19 protein-coding genes are annotated in these 22,712 nt (G+C 39.4%); all 19 read left to right on the forward strand.

The features are described from left to right. Positions 1 to 259 precede the first annotated feature (259 nt). The 19 genes from AC075J_RS15805 (at position 260) to AC075J_RS15895 (ending at position 22,464) form a co-directional block, all read left to right on the forward strand. Entirely contained in the window at positions 260 to 436 is a 177-nt protein-coding gene (locus tag AC075J_RS15805; RefSeq protein ID WP_003864535.1) for a helix-turn-helix domain-containing protein, read from the forward strand. A 120-nt stretch (positions 437 to 556) separates the two neighbouring features. Then, on the forward strand, positions 557 to 1,546 hold the full coding sequence (locus AC075J_RS15810) for a helix-turn-helix domain-containing protein (protein ID WP_055054270.1): 990 nt from the start codon (positions 557 to 559) through the stop codon (positions 1,544 to 1,546). A gap of 1 nt (position 1,547) precedes the next feature. After that, complete coding sequence (locus AC075J_RS15815) at positions 1,548 to 2,402, forward strand: tyrosine-type recombinase/integrase (protein WP_226839779.1); 855 nt, start codon at positions 1,548 to 1,550, stop codon at positions 2,400 to 2,402. Positions 2,403 to 2,513: 111 nt separating this feature from the next. Continuing rightward, the gene (locus tag AC075J_RS15820) at positions 2,514 to 3,575 is read left to right on the forward strand and encodes a Fic family protein (protein WP_055054271.1); all 1,062 of its coding nucleotides are present in this window, start codon (positions 2,514 to 2,516) and stop codon (positions 3,573 to 3,575) included. 316 nt (positions 3,576 to 3,891) lie between these two features. Beyond that, positions 3,892 to 5,220 carry an IS200/IS605 family accessory protein TnpB-related protein gene (locus tag AC075J_RS15825; protein WP_055200565.1) on the forward strand — a complete coding sequence of 443 codons (1,329 nt, stop codon included), beginning with the start codon at positions 3,892 to 3,894 and terminating at the stop codon, positions 5,218 to 5,220. Between the two features lie 290 nt (positions 5,221 to 5,510). Beyond that, a complete protein-coding gene (locus AC075J_RS15830) occupies positions 5,511 to 5,828 on the forward strand; it encodes a DUF1254 domain-containing protein (RefSeq protein ID WP_022380257.1) in 318 nt (105 codons plus the stop codon). Between the two features lie 424 nt (positions 5,829 to 6,252). Beyond that, complete coding sequence (gene udp / locus AC075J_RS15835; RefSeq protein WP_025581079.1) at positions 6,253 to 7,038, forward strand: uridine phosphorylase; 786 nt, start codon at positions 6,253 to 6,255, stop codon at positions 7,036 to 7,038. Between the two features lie 18 nt (positions 7,039 to 7,056). Further along, positions 7,057 to 7,500 (forward strand): cytidine deaminase, encoded by a 444-nt coding sequence (gene cdd / locus AC075J_RS15840; protein ID WP_008708265.1) that lies wholly within the window; start codon positions 7,057 to 7,059, stop codon positions 7,498 to 7,500. Between the two features lie 121 nt (positions 7,501 to 7,621). Continuing rightward, the gene (locus tag AC075J_RS15845) at positions 7,622 to 8,812 is read left to right on the forward strand and encodes a phosphopentomutase (protein WP_022380259.1); all 1,191 of its coding nucleotides are present in this window, start codon (positions 7,622 to 7,624) and stop codon (positions 8,810 to 8,812) included. Between the two features lie 159 nt (positions 8,813 to 8,971). Further along, positions 8,972 to 9,454, forward strand: a complete 483-nt coding sequence (locus AC075J_RS15850) for a LeuD/DmdB family oxidoreductase small subunit (RefSeq protein WP_008708263.1) — start codon at positions 8,972 to 8,974, stop codon at positions 9,452 to 9,454. Position 9,455: 1 nt separating this feature from the next. Continuing rightward, positions 9,456 to 10,706, forward strand: a complete 1,251-nt coding sequence (locus AC075J_RS15855) for a 3-isopropylmalate dehydratase large subunit (protein ID WP_008708262.1) — start codon at positions 9,456 to 9,458, stop codon at positions 10,704 to 10,706. Between the two features lie 268 nt (positions 10,707 to 10,974). Then, the gene (locus AC075J_RS15860; RefSeq protein WP_022380260.1) at positions 10,975 to 11,466 is read left to right on the forward strand and encodes a LeuD/DmdB family oxidoreductase small subunit; all 492 of its coding nucleotides are present in this window, start codon (positions 10,975 to 10,977) and stop codon (positions 11,464 to 11,466) included. A gap of 18 nt (positions 11,467 to 11,484) precedes the next feature. Next, positions 11,485 to 12,732: a 3-isopropylmalate dehydratase large subunit gene (locus AC075J_RS15865; protein ID WP_022380261.1), complete on the forward strand. Its 1,248-nt coding sequence runs from the start codon at positions 11,485 to 11,487 to the stop codon at positions 12,730 to 12,732. A gap of 874 nt (positions 12,733 to 13,606) precedes the next feature. Next, a complete protein-coding gene (locus tag AC075J_RS15870) occupies positions 13,607 to 15,166 on the forward strand; it encodes an aminotransferase class I/II-fold pyridoxal phosphate-dependent enzyme (protein ID WP_022380262.1) in 1,560 nt (519 codons plus the stop codon). Positions 15,167 to 15,953: 787 nt separating this feature from the next. Further along, positions 15,954 to 16,523: a signal peptidase I gene (gene lepB, locus AC075J_RS15875; protein WP_008708256.1), complete on the forward strand. Its 570-nt coding sequence runs from the start codon at positions 15,954 to 15,956 to the stop codon at positions 16,521 to 16,523. Positions 16,524 to 16,919: 396 nt separating this feature from the next. Continuing rightward, positions 16,920 to 19,409, forward strand: coding sequence for a DUF5722 domain-containing protein (locus AC075J_RS15880; RefSeq protein ID WP_476390485.1), 2,490 nt, complete (start codon positions 16,920 to 16,922; stop codon positions 19,407 to 19,409). 201 nt (positions 19,410 to 19,610) lie between these two features. After that, the gene (locus AC075J_RS15885; RefSeq protein ID WP_476390486.1) at positions 19,611 to 21,119 is read left to right on the forward strand and encodes a S1C family serine protease; all 1,509 of its coding nucleotides are present in this window, start codon (positions 19,611 to 19,613) and stop codon (positions 21,117 to 21,119) included. A 341-nt stretch (positions 21,120 to 21,460) separates the two neighbouring features. Then, positions 21,461 to 21,811 (forward strand): Hpt domain-containing protein, encoded by a 351-nt coding sequence (locus tag AC075J_RS15890; RefSeq protein ID WP_476390487.1) that lies wholly within the window; start codon positions 21,461 to 21,463, stop codon positions 21,809 to 21,811. Next, positions 21,811 to 22,464 carry an HAD family hydrolase gene (locus AC075J_RS15895; protein WP_243099555.1) on the forward strand — a complete coding sequence of 218 codons (654 nt, stop codon included), beginning with the start codon at positions 21,811 to 21,813 and terminating at the stop codon, positions 22,462 to 22,464. Before AC075J_RS15890 ends, AC075J_RS15895 begins: the two co-directional genes overlap by 1 nt. Positions 22,465 to 22,712 lie beyond the last annotated feature (248 nt).

Below are 22,712 nucleotides of genomic sequence, written 5' to 3' on the forward strand. Positions count from 1 at the left end.
TTTGTTGAATTAAAAATGAAATAAAGTTTCAGTAATCATAGAGTGTATGGATTCAATTCCATATGCTCTTTTTCTTTACTTAATTTCATGAAAAATGTAAAAATCTAATGTTACGAGTTTCTTACGAGTTGCATTAAAAAAACTCGCAAGAAAAAAAGTAAAAAAATTTGCTTTTGACCACTGTAAAACATGCTCTGAGCGTTTCGTTATATGAAGGGATAATTTTTCTTTCATATTTCAAGGAAAAGAGGATAAAGAAATGTCAGAGAAAAGATGTTATACAGTTCAAGAGTTACAGGAAATCTTAGGAGTCAGCAGACCTACTATTTATAACCTTTTGAAGAAAAAGGAATTCCGGTGGATCCAGTTGGATGGCGGAAAGTATCGCATCTCTAAGAAGAGTTTCGATGACTGGCTCGATAACTTGGAACAGTAAAAAACAGGGTGTTGATCTGGCAGATTTTGTCTGCAATCGACATCCTAAATTTTTATCTGGATTTGAGATATGATATAAGAAAAAACACTAACACTAAAAAAGACAGGAAGTGAAGAATAAATGGCAACAGCAATTATGAAACAAAAAGAAGTTCCGGAAATGGATGATGTTGCAGAAATCATTTCGAAGATATCAGAGGACAGTCCTTACAAACGTCGTCCAACGCAAAAGAGAACCTGGATGACCGTGCCGGAAATGGGAAAGCTGTTGGGATTAAAAAAGACAGATCGATACTGGCTGGTTCATAAAAATGTTTTTGAATCAAAAGAGATTGCCGGAAAGATACGAATCAACATTGCTAGCTTTGAAAAATGGTACGCCAATCAGATTAAATATCATAAAGTTACCGGAGAAAAACCCGGGAAAGAATTGAAATCCTGGTCCTATTCTGTTAAGGAAGTCGCGGATCTGTTGGGTGTTGATGAATATCTTGTTTATGATTTACTCAAGAAAAATCAAATGGAAGCTGTTATTGTCGATTACTGGAAACGAATACCAAAAGAATCTTTTCAGAATTGGTATAAAAGCCAGTCCCAGTATCGAACAAAGGAAGACAGAAAAAAAGACGCTCTTCTGGAAGATGCAACAATTACGATGCCTGAGATGGCACAGCTGCTTGGAACAACCAGAAGCGCAGTATATACAATTCTTGATAATCCAAAGTATAGTCATTTTTTTGAATTCATTGTGATTGCAGAAAAGAAAAGGATCACAAAAGAGAGTTTTCAAAAATTCCTGGAAGGTCAGGATCGGTATATGCTGGATCCATCGAATGATTATGAAGAACTTGCACAGGAACAAAATATTGCCCTGGCTAATTTCCGGCGGAAGAAATTATCACAGACCGGAATACGAGGAAGCAATGGAAATATAAAGTATCTTACTTTTGATGAAGCTTCCTATCTGGCAAAGGTCAGCAGAAGCATGATCAACAAGTGGGCGGATAAAGGAAAGTTCACAGTAATAAAAGTTGGCAGTCGAGTTAGGATCCGTCGGGATGAATTTGAGGACTGGATGGAGCAAAGAGATTTGGAAAGGAGTATGCAATAATATGGCATCAATAAGAGAACGAAACGGAAAATTCAATGTAATCTATTCTTATACGAATGAAAAAGGCGAGAGAAAACAGAAATGGGAAACCTATGAAACAAAAGCCGAAGCTAAAAGAAGAAAAAAAGAAATTGAATATAAAAAAGAGATGGGATCATTTGTCGTCCGCAAATGCAAAACACTGGACGAGCTCATTACAGAATATGTTGCACTGTATGGAAAAGAAAACTGGGCGCTTTCTACGTATGAAGGAAATGTCTCTCTTATCAACAACTATATTCTTCCGATCATTGGTGATGCAAAGCTGTCAGAAATCAATACCAGATTCATCGAAAGATATTATCAGAGTCTTTTGAAGAGGCGTGCTGTTATCAATCCATTAAATAAAACAAGTAAAAATGAACTTGTATCGGCCAGTACCATCAGAGATATTAATAAGCTGCTTAGAAACTGTTTTGAGCAGGCAGTGAAATGGGAATTGATGGAGAAAAATCCCTGCATTCATGCAACTGTACCAAAACATAAATCCCAAAAAAGAGACATCTGGACAGCGGATACATTGATGTATGCGCTCAGTGTCTGTGAAGATGAACGATTAAAGCTCGCAATTAATCTATCTTTCTCATGTTCCCTGCGACTTGGTGAGCTGCTTGGTCTTACCTGGGATTGTGTAGATATCTCTCCTGAGGCAATTGAAGAAAACCGTGCATATGTCTTCATCAACAAAGAATCACAGCGTATAAGAAAAGAATCGTTGAATGCATTGGATGAAGTCGATCCGGAACTTCTGGCAAAAGTATTGGCTAATCCAGAGATGCGGGCATTACTCAATTCGTTGGCGAAGACGATGAAGTAATGAATTCTATATCCCAATGAGTATATTTATTGTGCATATGGAGAATCTATCTCCATCAAATCTATTGAAATCTCCATCATTTAGCGTTAAAATGATGGAGATAAATTCAAAATGAAGGAGATTTCAATGAGAAATTTTGATTATATTACAAATCCTGCGAAGTTGCTGACACCTGAAATTGTTCAGATGGTTGGCAGTATTCATGAGCATAAAGGTAAACAGGAATTATTTCTGGAAGCAAACATAGATGAACTGAAAACACTTCTGGAAGTTGCTTTAATTCAAAGTACGGGAGCATCTAACCGAATTGAAGGTATATTTACAAGTGATAAACGTTTGGAAGAACTGGTAAGTCAGAAAGCAGAGCCACGTAATCGGTCTGAACAGGAAATTGCCGGCTACCGTGAAGTGCTGGCTACGATTCACGAAAGTTATGAATATATCACTCCAAGACCAAACATTATTTTACAGTTACATCGTGATTTATATTCTTATTCCCAAGGAAACATCGGTGGTACCTATAAGAATTCAGACAATGTAATTGCAGAAACCGATGCCGAGGGACACCAGAAAGCTCGTTTTATTCCCGTTCCAGCTTTTCAGACTGCAGAAGCAATAGACGAACTTTGCGCTCGTTTCCTTGAAGCATGGGAAGCTGACCGCATTGATAAACTGGTTTTGATTCCTATGTTCATTCTGGACTTTCTGTGCATCCATCCTTTCAATGACGGAAATGGTAGGATGAGCCGTTTGCTCACTTTACTGCTTTTTTATAAGGCGGGATATATCGTTGGAAAATATGTCAGTATGGAAATGCTGATTGAAAAGACAAAAGAAACATATTATGAAGCCCTTCAAGCAAGTTCTACTGGCTGGCATGAGGGCGAAAACAGCTATGAGCCTTTTGTTAAGTATTATTTAGGTATTATGCTGAAAGCATACAATGAATTTGAAAGCCGTGTAGAACATTTGAAGTACCATAATCTTTCCAAGCCGGATAGAATTAAGGCGGTGATTGATAATAAGGTTGGTAAGATAACGAAGAAGGAAATTATGGAACTATGCCCTGACATAAGTAAGGTTACCGTGGAAAGAACACTGACAGATTTAGTTAAGAGTGGGTATATCGCAAAGGTCGGTGCAGGTCCATCCACCGGTTATGTCCGTATTTGAAAAATTATTTTCAGATTTCCATAATAATAATATTACTACTTTGAATTAACCAATTTGCCAGTCAAAAACGCATGGACAAACCGTCTCATATGCGGTATATTATTTATAGACAAGAAAATATCTTGTGCTTTCGATAGGAAGTTTAATTGAATAATTGCGCGTCGCATTCTCGTTACTTAGTGATGAGTTAGACGCGCAAATTTTTTACCCAAAGGAAAACATATGTTTACTTTTGGCACTATATGTGCTAAAATATAGCCATGGGTAGTAGAAAAACAACAGAATCTGAGAAAAGAGTTATCAGGGAAAAATAAAAATGCAGATAATATCCAGTTATGGTGTAGAATTACGAAAACAGAATATCCCAATCCGCCAGACACTGGAGATCTACCGTTCTGCTGTCAGCTATCTGATTGGGATTTATGTGCAGGTATGGGAAGAATTAGCAGAAATTCCGGATGCAAAGAGGCGTTTTAATGCTGCAGAACATCTGGTACATACTACGAAGAAAAACCATGCCTGTTTTGATTTTGATATCCGGTTCCCAAAGATGCCTTCCTATCTGCGCAGATCTGCCATCCAGCATGCACTGGGGACAGTATCCTCTTATAAAACACGGCTGGATCTATGGGAAAAGACCGACGGAAAGAGCGGGAAACCAAAGCTTGTATATGAAAATCACGCCATGCCGGTCTTCTACCGTGATGTCATGTATCGTGAAGGCGCGGAAGGGAAAGACGAAGCATACCTGAAACTCTATGACGGTCATGACTGGAAATGGTCCTGTGTACGTCTGGATCATACGGATATGGAATATCTGAGAAAATGCTGGTCAGGGAAAAAGGCATCTGCCCCGACTCTGGAAAAGAGACACCAGAAGTATTTTTTGCGTTTTTCCTATAAAGAGGAAGTAACACTTACCAAAACACCTGTGAAAGAACAGATTATCTGCAGCGTGGACTTAGGGATCAATACCGATGCAGTCTGTACGATCATGCGGGCAGACGGAACTGTCCTGGGAAGAAGATTCATAGATCATCCCAGTGAAAAAGACCGGATGTACCGCACACTGGGACGGATCCGCAGATCCCAGAGGGAACATGGCTCTGCGCAGACACAGGGAAGATGGGCATATACGAAACGTCTGAACACAGAACTGGGTAAAAAGACTGCAGGTGCGATTGTAAGATATGCGGAAGAAAACCATGCAGATGTGATCGTGTTCGAGTATCTGGAGATGCAGGGGAAGATATCGGGAAAGAAAAAACAGAAACTGCACCTGTGGAGAAAAAGAGATATCCAGAAGTGTTGTGAACATCAGGCACACAGGAAAGGGATGCGGGTATCCAGGATCTGCGCATGGAATACCAGCAGATTGGCTTATGATGGTTCCGGGACGGTAACACGTGACCGGGAAAATCACAGCCTCTGTACTTTCCAGACAGGAAAACGATATAATTGTGACCTGTCAGCATCCTATAATATAGGGGCGAGATATTTTATAAGGGAACTTTTAAAACCCCTTCCGGCAACGGAAAGGTCTTTACTGGAGGCAAAAGTCCCTCCTGTAAAGCGTAGAACCTCATGCGTCTATGCAGATCTGAGGAAACTCTATTCAGAAATGGAACGTTTAAAAGCAGCATAGATACAGGCAGATATACAGCGGACTACCTGTAATGTGGGAACCTGCCATATCTGGCATGGGAAATGCGCATAACTGCGTACCTAAGTTACAGGCGTATCCACCGATATTCAGTCGGACGCCTAAAGCGTCTGGAAGCATGTGACTTCAGTCATGTGAGGTTCACCCATAAAGCTTTGGGGCGGAAGCACAATTCAGGACTGTGGTGACTCCTAATGTGGATCCGATCACATTTTTTAATAAGGCTAATGAGTTGATGGTAAAGAATTCTCCGGCAGCTGCTGGATAAGGAAATGCTTGAAAAAATAGCAGCTGTGAATATAGGTCCTGGTATGGAATTTGACACTTCTGTTCTTACCGGTGATGTTGCAGAAAACTGGAAGACAATGCTGACAGAAATTCAGCTAAAGCTTATCAAAGAGGACCAGAAATTCTCAAAAAAGCTTGGTCAGTGGGACTATTTTGGTGAACCGATCGGAGATTTCAATACAGAATATGCTTATCGTGCACTGGTAGCTCTTGCAGGGCTTGGTGCCAATACAGTTGAAGTTGCGCTGTATCCAAAGATAGAGCAGGATGCGGATGGAAATACTCTTCTTAACTTTCTGTAAAATTAACTCTCGATTCAAAAGAATGGCTTATTTATGCGGTTTATTCAAGATATGTAGTTAATAATATGAGAATTAATTACCTCTCGAGAGTTAACTTATAAAACAGCCACAAATCCATTGAGGTCAGAGTTCCTTATCGTGGAGCGACGACCTCAGTTTTTTTATAACCGTAAATTAACAAGGAAGATATTTGCAGATGGACGGAAATTGGATTCAGGTCTAAAAAAGAACTTTTCTCATACAGGTATATGATTTATAATCATAATAAAAGGAAGATACTATAGTAATTCTTGTAAATAATGTATATTGATTCAGCTCATCAGAACATGAAATCCTGTTGAACTGTCTTAAATGCATTAATTAAGAGGATTGTTAAGCAGTGGCAACCGATGTTTCACGTGAAAACGAAAAGGATGGGATGATTATGAAAAATTACTCAGAAGATGTAAACAGACAGTATCATATTCAAGTGGCAAAAGGTGAAGTGGGCCGTTATGTGATCCTTCCGGGAGATCCGAAAAGATGTGTAAAGATTGCACAGTATTTTGATAATCCTGTGCTGATCGCAGACAACAGGGAATATATCACTTATACAGGAACACTGGATGGAGTGAAGGTCAGTGTAACGTCAACCGGTATTGGTGGCCCATCAGCGTCCATTGCAATGGAAGAGCTGTATCGCTGCGGAGCGGATACTTTTGTCAGAATCGGAACCTGTGGTGGAATGCAGACGGAAATAAAAAGTGGAGACATTGTAATTGCGACAGCAGCAGTACGTATGGAAGGAACAAGCAGAGAATATGCGCCAATTGAATATCCGGCAGTGGCAAATCTGGATGTGACCAATGCTCTTGTTGAAGCTGCGAAGGAGAAAGGATTTATATATCATACAGGTGTGGTACAGTCTAAAGATTCTTTCTATGGACAGCATGAGCCGGAAGCAATGCCGGCAGGTTATGAGTTGATCAATAAATGGGAAGCCTGGAAACGAATGGGATGTCTTGCTTCTGAAATGGAATCCGCGGCACTTTTCATCGTAGCCGGTAAACTCAGGGCGAGGATGGGTTCCTGTCTGTTGGTATTGGCAAATCAGGAGAGAGAGAAGCTGGGTCTTGAGAATCCGGTTGTACATGACACAGACATGGCAATCCGGGTAGCTGTAGAGGCAATCCGCAGAATGATTAAAGAAGATCAGGGACAAGTTCTGTAAGGACGGAGGTGACAGAGAATGCAGAATCTGGAAAAATCAATGATCAGCAAACTGATTGAGACTGCAATGGAACAGCTCAAATTTTCTTATACACCCTATTCAAATTTTAAGGTTGGTGCATCATTACTTACAAAAAACGGACAGATTTATACAGGGTGTAACATTGAAAATGCAGCATATACACCTACGAACTGTGCAGAACGAACTGCAATTTTCAAAGCAGTGAGCGAAGGCGTCAGGGAGTTTGACACAATTTGTATTGTGGGTGGAAAAGATGGGATTTTGACAGAGTATACAGCTCCCTGTGGTGTCTGCCGTCAGGTAATGATGGAGTTCTGTGATCCGGAGACATTTCGGATTATTCTGGCAATAGATAAAGAGCATTATGATATCTACACACTGAAGGATTTGCTACCGCTGGGATTTGGACTACGAAATCTGATAAATTCCAGAGAAATATAAGGTAAACGCCCATCATTGCAAGTGATTTTTAATTGCGAAAAGTAAAAAAAGTGAATGACCAATAAAAGGGAACAGGAAAAGGTCAGTGATTAATAAAATGTAAGAGAAGGAGTAAACATAAATGAAAAATTACGACAGAATTTTTGTAATTGTACTTGATTCTCTGGGAATCGGGGCAATGCCGGATTCAGCAAAATTTGGTGACATCGGGGTGGATACTTTTGGACATATTCTTGAGAAAATGGGTTCTCTGGAGATTCCAAATCTTAGAAAACTGGGAATGCTGAATCTTCATCCGGCAGGAAAAATGGCGGGTGTTGAGAATCCCAAGGGGCGATATACGCATCTGGGTGAAGCTAGCAATGGAAAAGATACCATGACCGGACACTGGGAGATGATGGGAATCAAAACAGAAAAACCATTTAAAACCTTTACAGAAACAGGATTCCCGCCGGAATTGATCGCAGAACTGGAGAAAAGATGCGGAAAAAGAGTGATAGGAAACAAGAGCGCAAGCGGAACGGAGATTATTGAGGAACTTGGCGAAGAGGAGATTCAGACGGGTGCAATGATTGTTTATACTTCAGCAGATTCTGTTCTTCAGATTTGCGGAAATGAAGAAACTTTTGATCTTCAGAATCTGTACCGCTGCTGTGAAATTGCAAGAGAAATTACCATGAAGGATGAATGGAGAGTTGGCAGAGTTATTGCAAGACCGTACATTGGTAAGAAAAAAGGTGAATTTAAACGTACCAGTAACCGTCATGATTATGCATTGAAACCCACCGGACTTACCACGTTAAACGTGTTGAAAGATCATGGATTTGATGTGATCGGTGTTGGAAAGATTCATGATATTTTTTGCGGAGAAGGCATTACAGAAACTTATCATTCAGACAGCTCTGTACATGGAATGGAGCAGACAATTGAAATCTGCAAGAGAGATTTCAGAGGGTTATGTTTTGTTAATCTTGTAGATTTTGATGCATTATGGGGACACAGAAGAAATGTGGAAGGTTACGGAAAAGAGATTGAGAAATTTGACAAAAATCTGGGTGTGTTGTTAGAAGAAATGAGAGAGAATGATCTGCTTATTCTCACTGCAGATCATGGAAATGATCCGACTTATACAGGAACTGACCATACAAGAGAATATGTACCATTCATTGCTTACTCAAAGAGAATGAAAAATGGCGGTGCGATAAAAGACGAAGATACTTTTGCTGTGATCGGTGCTTCTGTGGCGGAGAATTTTGGAGTGCCAATGCCTGAGGGAACAATTGGACATTCTGTTTTAAAAGAGTTAATGTAATAACGATTGTAAAAAAAGACAGGAATATTGAAAACAGGCGTTTTCAATCTCCTGTCTTTTGTGCTAAAATAGGAAAAGAATTTATCTGACTAAATCGTTAAAGAGAGACAAGTGATAAATTGTAAAAAGATAAAATGATATAGAAAGGAAACAGTTTTTATGGAAACAGGAACAATTTTTAAATTTCATAATGACCTGGATACAGACCAGATCATAGCATCACAGTATCTGTTACTTCCTAATCTGGATGAGATGAAAGGTCATGCATTTGAATCTCTGGATCCGGATTTTTCAAAGAAAGTAAAACCGGGAGATTTCGTGGTAGGTGGAGAAAACTTTGGATGTGGTTCTTCCAGAGAGCAGGCGCCTGGTGTTCTGAAAGCGTTGGGAGTACAGGCAGTTGTAGCAAAATCTTTTGCTCGAATCTTTTACAGAAACTCTATTAATATTGGTCTGCCGGTAATTGTCTGTAAAGATCTTCCGGACGAAGTAAATACCGGAGATAAGATGGTTCTTCATATGTCAGAGGGAACAGTTGAAGCTAACGGAAAAACATATTCCTGTACAAAGCTTCCGGAATATATGCAGAATATTTTGAATCAGGGTGGTCTGATCGCATCTCTGAACAAGGAGGAGAAGTAAAATGGGAATGACAATTGCAGAAAAGATTATTGCTGCGGCAGCAGGTGTTGACAGCGTAAAACCGGGAGATATCCATACAGTTAAACTCGATCGTCTCATGAGTAATGATGGAACCACACATCTTACGGTTGATATGTATAACAATAAATTGAAAAATCCGCACATTGCAGATACAAGCAAGCTGGTGTTTATCGTGGATCATAATGTACCATCTGATAGCCCGAAAACAGCAGCATCTCAGAAGAAGATGCGAGATTTTGCAAAAGAACATAACATTGATTTCTGGGAAGGAAAAGGTGTCTGCCATCAGGTTATGATCGAGAATTATGTCCGTCCGGGTGAACTGATCTTTGGTGCAGATAGCCATACCTGTTCATACGGTGCATTAGGTGCATTTGGAACAGGCGTAGGATGTACAGATTTCCTTTATGGTATGGTAACAGGTACTTCATGGGTACTGGTTCCTGAGAGCGTAAAATTTAATCTGACAGGTAAACTTCCGGAAGGAGTTTACGCAAGAGATTTGATTCTTACAATCATTGGGGAAATCGGAGCAAATGGATGTAACTATCAGGCAATGGAATTTACAGGCGAGGGTGCGAAAACACTCAGTATCAGTGATCGTATGGCGCTTTGCAACATGGCAGTAGAAGCCGGTGCAAAGACAGGTATCTTTGAAGCAGATGAGAAAGCTATTGAATATCTGAAAGAACATGGACGTGAGCCAAAGGCTGTATATCACAGTGATCCGGATGCAGTTTATGCGAGAGAATATACATTTGATTTATCAAAAGTCCGTCCTGTAGTTGCGAAACCTGATTTTGTAGACAATGTTGTGCCTGCAGAAGAAGCCTGCGGAATTGAAATCAATGAAGCATTTCTGGGATCCTGTAACAACGGACGTATTGAAGATCTGCGTGTCGGTGCAGAAATCATCAAGGGCAAGAAGGTTGCTGAGGGCGTCAGATTTCTCGTTGTGCCTGCAAGCCAGACTATTTACCGCCAGGCATTAAAAGAGGGGCTTATTGACACGTTTATGGAGGCTGGAGCCATTGTTATGAATCCGAACTGCAGTGTATGCTGGGGAAGCTGTCAGGGTGTGATCGGTGAGAACGAAGTTCTGATCAGTACAGGAACACGTAATTTCAAAGGTCGTGCAGGACACCCAAGCTCCAAAGTATATCTGGGATCAGCAGCTACTGTTACAGCATCTGCCATTACAGGAAAGATTGCGCTGGCAAGTGAGGTGTGATGCTAATTATAAATGTTTCACGTGAAACATTTAACCGAATCAAGTAAATTTCCTGCGAAGGTTGCGAAAAGCAATAGACAGCAGGTGGAGATTTGTTTGTATCAGGAGGAGAGCAAGCTCATCCTGATAAACTGCGGAGTAGTTATTCGGTATGGTATAGAGCCGCGTAGCAAAGCGGATATTCACAATTCGTTTGAATGAATTTTAACTTGTGACTGTGAAAGTACTGAACAGTTACAAGTGAAGATAGAAGATAAGAGGTAAGATTATGGAAAAATTCACAGGAAAAGTGTGGGTTCTGGATGATGACATTGATACAGATATTATTATTCCAACAGAATATCTCGCACTGAAAACAATCGACGATATGAAACAGTACGGATTCAGTCCTCTGCGTCCGGAACTGGCAGGACAGATTCAGAAAGGCGACATTATTGTTGCAGGAAAGAACTTTGGATGTGGTTCTTCCAGAGAACAGGCACCGGAAATTATCAAAGCACTGGGAATTCAGTGTGTAATTGCCAAATCTTTTGCGAGAATTTTTTTCAGAAATTCTATTAATAATGGTCTGTTACTGATCGAGCAGCCAGATCTTCATGATGATATCAAAGAAGGTGATGAAGTCACTGTGGTAATGAATGAACATGTAGATTACAATGGAAAACAGTACCCGATTGCTTCTCTTCCGGAAAATCTGATGAGCATTATTCAGGCTGGCGGACTTGTAAAAGCCATGCGCAAACTGAATGGGCTGGATTGATTTGGAAAGGAGAGGAAAATGGGAGAGACAGTTATTGAGAAAATTATAAGAAACAATGTTGGAAAAACAGTAAAGCCTGGAGACATTGTAACGGTCAATGTAGACAGGGTTATGATTCATGATATATTTATTCCATTTGTAGCAGAAAAGTTTGAAGAAATGGGCTTTACGAAGCTCTGGAATCCAGATAAAGCAGTACTCATATATGACCATCTGGTTCCTGCAAGTCAGTTAGATGATACCAGACATTTCCATGCGGGAGATGCTTTTGCCAGGAAATATGGCATGAAAAATGTTCACAGAAGTGATGGAATCTGCCACCAGTTAATGACAGAGGCAGGTTATGTAAAACCGGGAAATATTGTATTTGGTACAGACAGCCATACCACTACCTACGGATGTGTAGGCGCTTTCTCTTCCGGTATCGGATATACAGAGATGGCAAGTATTCTGGGAACAGGAACTATGTGGATCAAAGTTCCTGAGACAATTAAGGTTGTGATCGAGGGAGAACTTCCGGAAAATGTTATGTCCAAAGATATCATCCTGCGTCTGATCGGTGATCTGGGAGCTGATGGAGCTACATACAGAGCACTTGAATTTACCGGCAGTACAGTAAAGAATATGACAGTAGCAAGCCGTATGACTATGGCAAATATGGCGATTGAGGCAGGGGCAAAATGTGCGCTGTTTACACCGGATGAAAAAACTGCAGAATATTGTGATATAGAGTTGAATGAGTTCCAGAAGAGCCTTACAGGAGATGAAGATGCAACCTATATGAAAACAATCACTTATCGCGCAGAGGATTTTGTACCGGTTATGGCATGTCCGTCTCAGGTAGATAAGATTAAAAATGTAAGTGAGCTTGAAGGAACAGAAATAGATCAGGTATTTATCGGTTCCTGTACAAATGGCCGTCTGGAGGATCTCAGAGCTGCAGCAGAGGTGTTAAAGGGCAAAAAGGTAGCAGATTACGTTAAATTGATTGTAACTCCTGCAAGTCGTAAAATATACTGTCAGGCAATTGCAGAGGGAATTATGGATACTCTGGCAGAAGCAGGTGCAATGATCACACATCCCGGATGTGGATTATGCTGTGGACGTGCAGGAGGTATCCTTACCGACGGTGAACGTGTAGTAGCTACAAATAACAGAAATTTCCTTGGTCGAATGGGAACATCTAAGGTAGAGATTTACCTTGCATCACCAAAAACAGCAGCAGCGTGTGCAATTGCTGGTAAAATTGTAAATCCAGAGAAATAAAACGTACAATAAAATCAATGCGATATAAATTGTACAGATGAGCAACGAAACTACAGAATAACAAAAGAATAAAATTAACGGATAAGTCCACTGCATTATTTATAAAAGGAGTAAGCAGTGGACTTATTTTTTGTCAGAGAACGACACTATGATATGTTTCATATCACATAATAAATTATCTGACGGGATAATGGGATAATAAGGAAAGAAAAGGCGTGGAAAAGCCTGTAAATTTGATTGCATAGAAAAAGTTTCTCAGACAGAATTGTCCAGTGTGAGTCTGATCTCCGACGAAAACATGTGCTTTTTGAACTTAAAATTGAACAAACAGAATCTGCGAAATGACGAGAAATCCGCATAAATAAAAGGAATTTCAAAAACATCAAAACTTAAATTGAACATATATTGAACTAAAATAAGAAAAGTTAAATTCTGGTTCAATGTATAGTTCAAAATATAAATTAAACTAATTGAACCAGTGTAACGAAAGCAATTAATATGTTCAATATAGTTCGATTGATAATGAACTATAAAATAAACTAAAAATTGAACTTTACTGATGAAATTGAAAATAATAAAATTTACCGTTGAATTATTAGTTCAATTATAGTATAATAGCAAAGAAAAAAACTTGAAAAAGCTGATAAAATGCGGGATTTAAAAATGAACAGAACATATATTCGCGTATGATGCTGAAAGAAATACATTTGAACTTAATTAATGTTTGTATGTCTGAATGTATTTTGATTCCGTATAAACAATATAATATATCTGTTCTTTCTATAACATATATGCGAAAGAATTAAGAAATATAACAATAACCATTGATTATAACAATGTAATTTGTTTTTTACAGAGAACGGAGATAGTATTTATGAATAATATATTTGCTGAACGATTAAAAAAAGCAATGGAACAGAAGAATATGAAGCAGATCGACCTTGTAAAAAAGGCGGCAGAGCAGGGCGTGAAACTTGGAAAGAGTCATGTGAGCCAGTATCTGAGTGGAAAAACAACTCCCAGATCAGAAATTCTTAATTTTCTGGCGACAACATTAGGAGTAGAAACTGAATGGCTGAAAGGAACCGATGTATCTGTAGACACTTTAAAGAAAGAGACAAATGAGGCAGGAATTCAAATGGAAAATATGAAATTTGATTACAATTATAATAATATGAAAGAAAATACCAGGGAGACAGTTGAGGAAGTACAGGTTCGTGAATTTAAAAAATCATCTAAATTAAATAACGTATTATATGATGTAAGAGGACCGGTTGTAGAAGAAGCTGCACGTATGGAAAACGCAGGAACTCAGGTTTTGAAACTGAATATCGGAAATCCGGCACCATTTGGATTCAGAACACCGGACGAAGTGATTTATGATATGAGACAGCAGCTGACAGAGTGTGAGGGATATTCTCCTGCAAAAGGTTTGTTTTCTGCCAGAAAAGCGATCATGCAGTATGCACAGTTGAAAAAGCTCCCTAATGTATCAATTGAGGATATTTATACAGGAAACGGTGTCAGTGAACTGATTAATCTCTGTATGTCAGCTCTGTTGGATAATGGAGATGAGATTTTGATTCCATCTCCGGATTATCCGTTGTGGACTGCATGTGCAACTTTAGCTGGTGGAAAAGCAGTACATTATATTTGTGATGAGCAGGCAGAATGGTATCCGGATATGGATGATATCAGAAAGAAAATTACCAGCAGAACAAAAGCAATCGTTATTATAAATCCGAATAACCCGACTGGTGCGTTGTATCCGAGAGAGATATTACAACAGATAGTAGATATTGCCAGAGAACATCATCTGATCATTTTCTCTGATGAAATCTATGACCGTCTTGTAATGGACGGAGCAGAACATATTTCCATTGCTTCAATGGCTCCGGATTTATTCTGTGTAACGTTCAGCGGTTTATCCAAATCACATATGATCGCGGGCTTTAGAATCGGATGGATGATTCTCAGTGGCAATAAGGCAGTTGCAAAAGATTATATAGAAGGAATCAAGATGCTTTCTAATATGAGACTTTGTTCTAATGTACCGGCGCAGTCAATTGTTCAGACTGCATTGGGCGGACATCAGAGTGTGGAGAGTTATATTGTTCCTGGTGGACGTATTTATGAGCAGAGAGAATTTATTTATAATGCGCTGACAGATATTCCGGGAATTACCGCTGTGAAACCGAAAGCTGCATTTTATATGTTCCCTAAGATTGATACAAAGAAATTTAATATCGTAAATGATGAGAAATTTGCATTAGATTTATTAAAAGAGAAGAAGATTCTGCTTGTACATGGCGGTGGATTTAACTGGCATCAGCCGGATCACTTCAGAGTGGTTTATTTACCAAGAATAGAAGTATTAAAAGAAGCAGCCGGCAAAATCAGAGATTTTCTGGAATATTACCAGCAGGAAATATAATCTGTCAGTGAGAAATGGGTACTATGTTTCACGTGAAACATAGTACCCATTTCCTGATATTATAAAAACTTTTGGTCAAACGGATAAAATCATCCATTTTGCTACGCAGCTCTACGTCGAATAATTGTGCTGCAGTAGATTTGCTTGACTCGGGTCAAGCGGATAAAATCATCCGCTTCGCTACGCAGCTCTACACCGAATAACTGCTTTGCAGTTTATCAGAAGGAGTTTACACTTCTCCTGATACAAGCAAGTCCTCACCCATTGCTTATTGCTTTTCGCAACCTCCGCAGGGGACTTAATTGATTCGGTTAAATTGTGGAATTACTACAGGAAGACAATATGTTTGTTTCACGTGAAACATAATGTGCTGACAAGATTGTCCAAGAATCGTTACTGTTCACTGGTAATATCCCGTGAGGTGTTTTTTGTGAGCGAAGGTCACAGAAAACCCAAGACATACCGCGCGAATTTATGCGATTAGCATAAATTAAGTTTGCGAAGCAAACGATACTCCTTGGGCATTGCACAAGGAGGTTCATATTTCCTGCATCGCGAAGCGTGTTGCTGAGAACGGAGTGAACAATAACCAAGAATCAAATAGTGACAAAATTTTATAAAAAATTAAGTGGTGAATAACTATCAGATGTGATAAACTATGTTTAATGCGTTATTTGCGAAATAGTTATTATTCTGATAACAGTAAATGAGGTTAGGTTTAAAAGTATTTTGCCCCTGATATCATCAAATGATGCTGTGATATAAATTTCTGGAGGTATAACGAAAAATGGAAAATGAGGAAAAAAACCAGACAGAACAGTCAGACAAAAGCAGGTCTGTGTGGAGAGAGTTGTGGGACTATGCGAAGATTATCATTGCAGTCTTTGTTATAGCGTTTCTGTTGGGACACTTTGTATATATTAATGCACGAGTGCCGTCAGGTTCTATGGAAGAAACAATTATGACTGGTGACAGAGTATTTGGAAATCGTCTGGCATATATAAAAGATGATCCGGAGAGATTTGATATTGTAATATTTAAATATCCGGATGATCCATCTCAGCTTTTTGTAAAACGAGTAATTGGTCTTCCGGGAGAAACAGTAAACATTGTAGATGGAAAAGTGTATATCAATGATTCCGAAGAACCGTTGGATGACAGCTTTTGTCCGGAAACACCGGAAGGAAGCTTTGGACCGTATACAGTTCCGGAGGGATGTTATTTCATGTTAGGAGATAACAGAAACCACAGTATGGATTCCAGATACTGGCAAAATCCGTTTGTAGAGGAAGATGCAATAGAGGCAGAAGTAGCAGTTCGTTACTGGCCGTTAAATAAGATAGGAACTGTAAAATAATCGTGACGGTTCCATATTTTCAAAAGTCAAGCGGATAAAATCATCCGCTTCGCTACGCAGCTCTACACCGAATAACTGCTTCGCAGTTTATCAGAAGGAGCTTGCACTTCTCCTGATACAAGCAAGTCCCCACCCACTGCTTATTGCTTTTCGCAATCTCCGCAGGGGACTTACTTGATTCGGTTAAACTGCCGGGTGGTTACAGGTAGTTTGGAAATTTTATAAAAGACTGTTAAAATCAGGAAAATCACATATTAGTGTCCTGATTTTGACAGTCTTTTGTTGTCTGTGGATTTTTCAAATGTTATACTGTAAGACAGGAGGAAAATGAAGAAAATGGAATGCTGGATAGTTACAACAATTCCGTAAAATGTAAAAAGAGAAAGGAAGACGAATATGAAAAAATGGAAAAAGTTTATAGCAATGGGACTGGCGGTATCTATGATAGTTCCGTCCTGTATACCGCAGACATTGTGGGCTTCAGAGTTTTCGGCAGGAAGTGTTGAATCAGCAGCAGATGTTTTTGAAGATGGTGCCGGATATGAGACAGGAAGTGAGTCAGGAAATAAAATATCTGATGAGAATAACAGTGGAGATGAGTTTGGAACAGGAGAGTTAAAAGATCAGGAACCGGAACAGTCGGAGACAGAAGATTCAGTAAATGCTGGACAGAGTGCGGAAGGTTATAACATTCTGCTTTACAGTGATGGTAAACTGGAAAAAACATATGTGATACCCTATGCAGATGCGGATACTGCTAAAGTACCGGAAGCACTGAAGGGAAAGATAGGTTACATTTTTAAAGAGTGGAATACGAAAGAAGATGGAACCGGTGAAACTTATAAACCGGGAGATTCTATTAAGAAACTTCTTGAAACAGCAGATATGGCAAAGCAGGCTCAGGAAACCAGTGAGAGGACAGAAGTCGGAGAAGAAATAAAACCAGAAAAAGATGTGATGCAGGAAGAAAATGATGTGGCACAGACGGACAGCGCATCATGGGAAGAAAAAACTGATAAGGCAGAAATGCAGATATCAGACACAGAAAATGATGGAACAAGTCCAGATATATCTACAGATAAGGCTATTGCAGCAGGAGATACAACAGCAATAACCCTGTATGCAATCTGGGAGAAAGCATCCGAATATAAAATCACATATAAACTTAATAAAGGAAAAAATAATACTGCTAATCCCAAAACTTATACTTCAGAAGATGAGATTAAATTTAAAAAGCCGACGCGTTCCGGATATCATTTTGTGGGATGGTATACAGACAGTAAGTATAAAAATCAGATAAGCGTGATTGAAAAGGGTTCAGAAGGTTCCCTTACTTTATATGCAAAATGGACAAAGGAAATCAGTCCTTCGGTGAAAGCTGCATCACTGGATTATGTAAAAGGAACAAAGGCGAATACCATCACTGTATCCGCAACTGTTTCAAATTATGTGAAAAGTTCGGATGGTTATTACTATCTGGTGTATGTAGATTCTAATTCCGGTAAAGTGAAAAAAACGGTGGGTAAAGTAAAGAAGCCGGAGAAGGCAAAAAGGAAGATCACATTTAAGCTGAACATTTCCGGACATCCGGAATATGCACAGGGAAAATTTGCCATAGGGATAAAAAAATCTAAATCTGCGTATAGTGTGATCAGTCCGAAAAGCTATGTCAGCAATCCGGAGAAACTCAGTACAAATACAGCAGCATATTTTGTTCCGGGGACAAAAAAAGGAATTCAGGCTACAGATATCAATGAGCTGACAGATACAAAATCCAAAACAGTATTTTTTAACTTATATATTTCAGACCTGATGCGAAAAGACAGTGGTGTGGAAACATATAAATATAATGGGAAAACATATCATTTTAATGGTCTATACGGATATGTATATCTTGTTCAGCAATGTAATGCAAAGGGAATCCAGGTGACTGCACAGATCAGTATTTACAGGAATGCCAGTACGCAGAGCTTTATTACGGGAAACAGTCCTTATGCAGAAACAGCTTATTATGGATGGAACACAGATAACAGCACAACTAGACAGACTATGGAAGCAATGTTTGCATATCTGGGAGAGAAGTTTGGAAAAAATAACTGTTATATAAGTAACTGGATCCTGGGAAATGAAGTAAACAGTGCAAGCGGATATTATTATGTAGGGAATGTCAGTTTTTCAAAATTTATCTCCATGTACAGTGAAGCTTTTCGCTGCCTTTACAATGCAGTGAAAAGCAGCCGGGGAAGTTCCAAAGTATTTATCTGTCTGGATAATTGCTGGAATCAGAAAAATGCCTTTACTATCTGCTATAGTGCAAGATCAACTCTGGAAAGCTTTGCGGCGAAGATTTCTGATATGCAGAAAGATGTGAACTGGAATCTGGCATATCATGCATATAATCAGCCGCTTTCAGATTCACAGTTCTGGTCAGGTGCAAATGCATCCATGTTTACCAGTGATGCGAACACCACCACGTTTATCACTATGCGTAATATTCAGACACTTACAGATTATGTGAAAAATAGATTTGGTTCCAATACAAGGATCATTCTTTCGGAACAGGGATTTTCTTCCACTTATGGAGGACAGGCAAATCAGGCAGCAGCAATTGCACTGGCCTATTATAAGGCTGCCTGCAATCCAATGATTGATGCATTTATTATAAGAAGCTATAAAGATGAAGCCCATGAGGTGGCTCAGGGATTGGCAATGGGATTGAAGGATGCCAATGGGAAAAAGAAAACAGCGTATAATGTCTTTAAAAATATGGATAGTTCCAATTCCCTGAAATATACAGAAAAGGTACTAAAAAGTCAGGTTGGAAACTGGAAATCACTGGTTCCGGGATATAGTACCGGAAAAATTTCCTCCATGTATCGAAAGTGATGTAATTGACAGACAGGACTGTTTTTAAAAATTGCTGTCATATTGGAAATGTATAAAATTGTCACAAATTAAACACATTTTTCCCACACAAAGAACACAAATCATTCCTATACTTAGAAGCATCAAATGGAAACAGAGATAAATAAATGACATAGATAAATGACATAAATAAATGACATAGATTCATGGAGGGACTTTATTATGATGAACAAAGATAACAGAAATGATAAAATCAGAAAGATTGCAAAGAAAGGTCTTACATTCAGCTTATGTGCAGTACTTGCAGGAGGACTGGCAGCAGGAAGCTTTGAGGGAGTAAATAAACTTGCAGGATGGAGCGGAGCCACAACGGTAGAAGCTGCTTCAAATAAGGACGAGACAACCCTGACATATGCAAAATCCGAGAAGAAGGATGCAGATGCCAGTGATTCCAAATCAGATACCGGCAAAGATACAGGCAGCACAGCAAAAGGAAGCCTTGATGTGTCTGAAATCGTATCAGAAGCACTTCCATCTATTGTATCTATTACAACCAAGTCAGTTCAGGAGGTACAGAATTACTTCGGAATGTATGGAATGTATGGATATGCGCCACAGCAGCAGGAACAGGAAGTAGAGGGCAGTGGTTCCGGTATTATTGTTGGTAAGAATGATGATGAACTTCTGATTGCTACAAATTATCATGTAGTAGAAGGTGCGGATACATTGTCAGTTGCATTTACAGATGGAAATGCAGTGGAGGCATCCGTAAAGGGATTTGATGAAGAGAGAGATCTTGCAGTTGTATCTGTATCTCTGGATGATGTTGAAGATGATACAATGGACGCCGTTTCAATTGCGAATATTGGCAGTTCTGATGATCTGAAGGTGGGCGAGCAGGTAGTTGCAATCGGTAATGCTCTTGGATATGGACAGTCTGTTACAACCGGTATCGTAAGTGCCAAGAACCGCAGAATGGATTCTGACAATAACACAGTAACAGATGGAAGTGATGACAGCAGTGACGGTGTAAACCTGATCCAGACAGATGCGGCTATCAACCCTGGTAACAGTGGCGGTGCTCTTCTGAATATGGAAGGCGAGGTTGTTGGTATCAACTCTGCAAAACTTGCTTCTACTGAAGTAGAAGGTATGGGTTATGCAATTGCAATCTCAGACGTGACTGACATTCTTCAGAATCTGATGAATGAGACATCAAGAGATAAACTGGATGATTCTGAACATGGTGTACTTGGAATCAAAGGTTCTTCTGTAAGTTCTGAGGCAGTTCAGATGTATGGCATTCCGGCAGGAGTTTTTGTAAAAGGAGTAACAGAAGGTGGAGCTGCTGATAAAGCAGGTCTGAAAGCAAACAGTGTTATTACTGAATTTAATGGAAAAACTGTTTCAAGTATTAATCAGCTGATCGAATATCTTTCCTATTATGAACCAGATGAAGAGGTAGAGCTGACTGTGCAGGTTCCTCATGGAACAAGTTATAAAGAAGAGACTGTTAAAGTAACTTTGGATGAGAATACAGATGCTGATGACAGTGATGATAACGATAAAGACAGTAAGAAATCTAAAAAGGATTCTAAGAAATCCTCAAAAGATGCTGATGAAGATGTAGACGAAGATACAGACAGTGAGGATAGTATGGACTCCGATGATACAGAGGAAAGTGAGAATCCATTTATCCAGTACTTTGAGAATCAGGGATTTTTCAGATAATACCGGCAGAAAATAAAATTATATGATATCCGGATATAAAATCTGTGATAGTGTGTAGTGATGCGGATGATTTCATCTGCCTGATATCAGCACTTTCATATGTGAGAGAATCACATGTGAAAGTGCTTTATTATGCTATGGGAAACCATTCCATAATATTCTTATAGCATAATAAAGCCCTCCAGGCAGGATCACACTGCGGCGGGTTGATTATATTTTGGAAAAGATTCTAAGGTGCTTTTGTGAAAGAGCACTTGAGAACAGCTATATGGCGTGATATAATAATATCATTGCGAAAACGCAGGTTTAACAGTGCAGATGGGGATAAAGAGGAGAAAAATATGACAGTAAAAGAATGTTATGAACAGATGGGTGCAGATTATGAAGGTGTACTTGGAAGACTGAGAAGTGAGGTTCTTATTAAGAAATTTGCAAAGAAATTTCTGGATGATGGAAGTTTCCGGAGCCTGAAGGATAATCTGGTACAGAAAAATGGGGAAGAAGCTTTTCGTGCAGCTCATACCTTAAAAGGTGTATGCCAGAACCTTGGATTTGATAATCTGTATAAGGCAAGCTTTGATATTACAGAGAAGCTCAGAGGAAGAGAGACTGAAGGCTGTGAAGAACTTCTGGCAAAAGTGGAAGAGCAGTACAATAATACAGTAGATGCGATTCATATGATGGAAGACTGATGAAGGCAGCGATTTTTGACGTAGATGGAACGCTGCTGGATTCTATGTCTGTGTGGGAGGATATTGGAGAACGTTATCTTGCGAGTCAGAATATCACAGCGGAGAAAAATCTCCGGGCTGCTCTGCACACCATGAGTCTGGAGCAGGGAGCCGTCTGGATGAAAGAAAAATATCAGTTGGATAAGTCCATTTCACAGATTATAGAAGAGGTTCTGAAAATTGTAAGTGATTTTTACCGGTTTGAAGCACCGTTGAAACCAGGAGTGAAGAAAACTCTGGAATGGTTTAAAGAGAGAAATATACAGATGACAGTTGCAACATCTGGAAACCGGGAACTGACAGAAGCAGCACTTGCGAGAAATGGGATTCTGGATTATTTTGAGCAGATTTACACCTGTACAGAAACAGGTGCAGGAAAAGATGAACCGTTGATCTACCTGAAGGCAGCAGAATCTATGCAGGCAGAACCGAATGAGACACTTGTATTTGAGGATGCGCTTCACGCAGCGAAAACTGCAAAAAAAGCAGGATTTGTGGTTATTGGTGTCTATGATGAAGAAAACAGGAAGAATATTTCCAAAATGAAAGAAGTCTGCGACTGTTACTGTGACAGGATGGATGCGGCGATTGAGAATATACGTTTGGCAATATAAAAAAGAGGTTTCGTTAAACTTTGTGGTAACGAAGCCTCTTTTTTAGTAAGTTGTTAGTAAATTAGTATCAGCGTGTCATTGGCAGATTATTATTAATTCCTTTGATCATAAGAATCTGGTGAAGATCAACGATTCCGTTATGGAAAGTAGCTGCATATGCGGACAGGTAAAGATCCCACACAGGACTATGATATATCTTGAAAGGGAGTTAGCGCCACGGGAACCAGAGATCATGCACCGGATGGATT

This window comes from Blautia sp. ZXY-1-C6 (assembly GCF_056339875.1).

Coding starts and splice junctions, on each gene's coding strand:
- AC075J_RS15805 (WP_003864535.1), top strand. CDS start 260: ATGTCAGAGAAAAGATGTTATACAGTTCAAGAGTTACAGGAAATCTTA.
- AC075J_RS15810 (WP_055054270.1), top strand. CDS start 557: ATGGCAACAGCAATTATGAAACAAAAAGAAGTTCCGGAAATGGATGAT.
- AC075J_RS15815 (WP_226839779.1), top strand. CDS start 1,548: ATGGCATCAATAAGAGAACGAAACGGAAAATTCAATGTAATCTATTCT.
- AC075J_RS15820 (WP_055054271.1), top strand. CDS start 2,514: ATGAAGGAGATTTCAATGAGAAATTTTGATTATATTACAAATCCTGCG.
- AC075J_RS15825 (WP_055200565.1), top strand. CDS start 3,892: ATGCAGATAATATCCAGTTATGGTGTAGAATTACGAAAACAGAATATC.
- AC075J_RS15830 (WP_022380257.1), top strand. CDS start 5,511: ATGCTTGAAAAAATAGCAGCTGTGAATATAGGTCCTGGTATGGAATTT.
- udp (WP_025581079.1), top strand. CDS start 6,253: ATGAAAAATTACTCAGAAGATGTAAACAGACAGTATCATATTCAAGTG.
- cdd (WP_008708265.1), top strand. CDS start 7,057: ATGCAGAATCTGGAAAAATCAATGATCAGCAAACTGATTGAGACTGCA.
- AC075J_RS15845 (WP_022380259.1), top strand. CDS start 7,622: ATGAAAAATTACGACAGAATTTTTGTAATTGTACTTGATTCTCTGGGA.
- AC075J_RS15850 (WP_008708263.1), top strand. CDS start 8,972: ATGGAAACAGGAACAATTTTTAAATTTCATAATGACCTGGATACAGAC.
- AC075J_RS15855 (WP_008708262.1), top strand. CDS start 9,456: ATGGGAATGACAATTGCAGAAAAGATTATTGCTGCGGCAGCAGGTGTT.
- AC075J_RS15860 (WP_022380260.1), top strand. CDS start 10,975: ATGGAAAAATTCACAGGAAAAGTGTGGGTTCTGGATGATGACATTGAT.
- AC075J_RS15865 (WP_022380261.1), top strand. CDS start 11,485: ATGGGAGAGACAGTTATTGAGAAAATTATAAGAAACAATGTTGGAAAA.
- AC075J_RS15870 (WP_022380262.1), top strand. CDS start 13,607: ATGAATAATATATTTGCTGAACGATTAAAAAAAGCAATGGAACAGAAG.
- lepB (WP_008708256.1), top strand. CDS start 15,954: ATGGAAAATGAGGAAAAAAACCAGACAGAACAGTCAGACAAAAGCAGG.
- AC075J_RS15880 (WP_476390485.1), top strand. CDS start 16,920: ATGAAAAAATGGAAAAAGTTTATAGCAATGGGACTGGCGGTATCTATG.
- AC075J_RS15885 (WP_476390486.1), top strand. CDS start 19,611: ATGATGAACAAAGATAACAGAAATGATAAAATCAGAAAGATTGCAAAG.
- AC075J_RS15890 (WP_476390487.1), top strand. CDS start 21,461: ATGACAGTAAAAGAATGTTATGAACAGATGGGTGCAGATTATGAAGGT.
- AC075J_RS15895 (WP_243099555.1), top strand. CDS start 21,811: ATGAAGGCAGCGATTTTTGACGTAGATGGAACGCTGCTGGATTCTATG.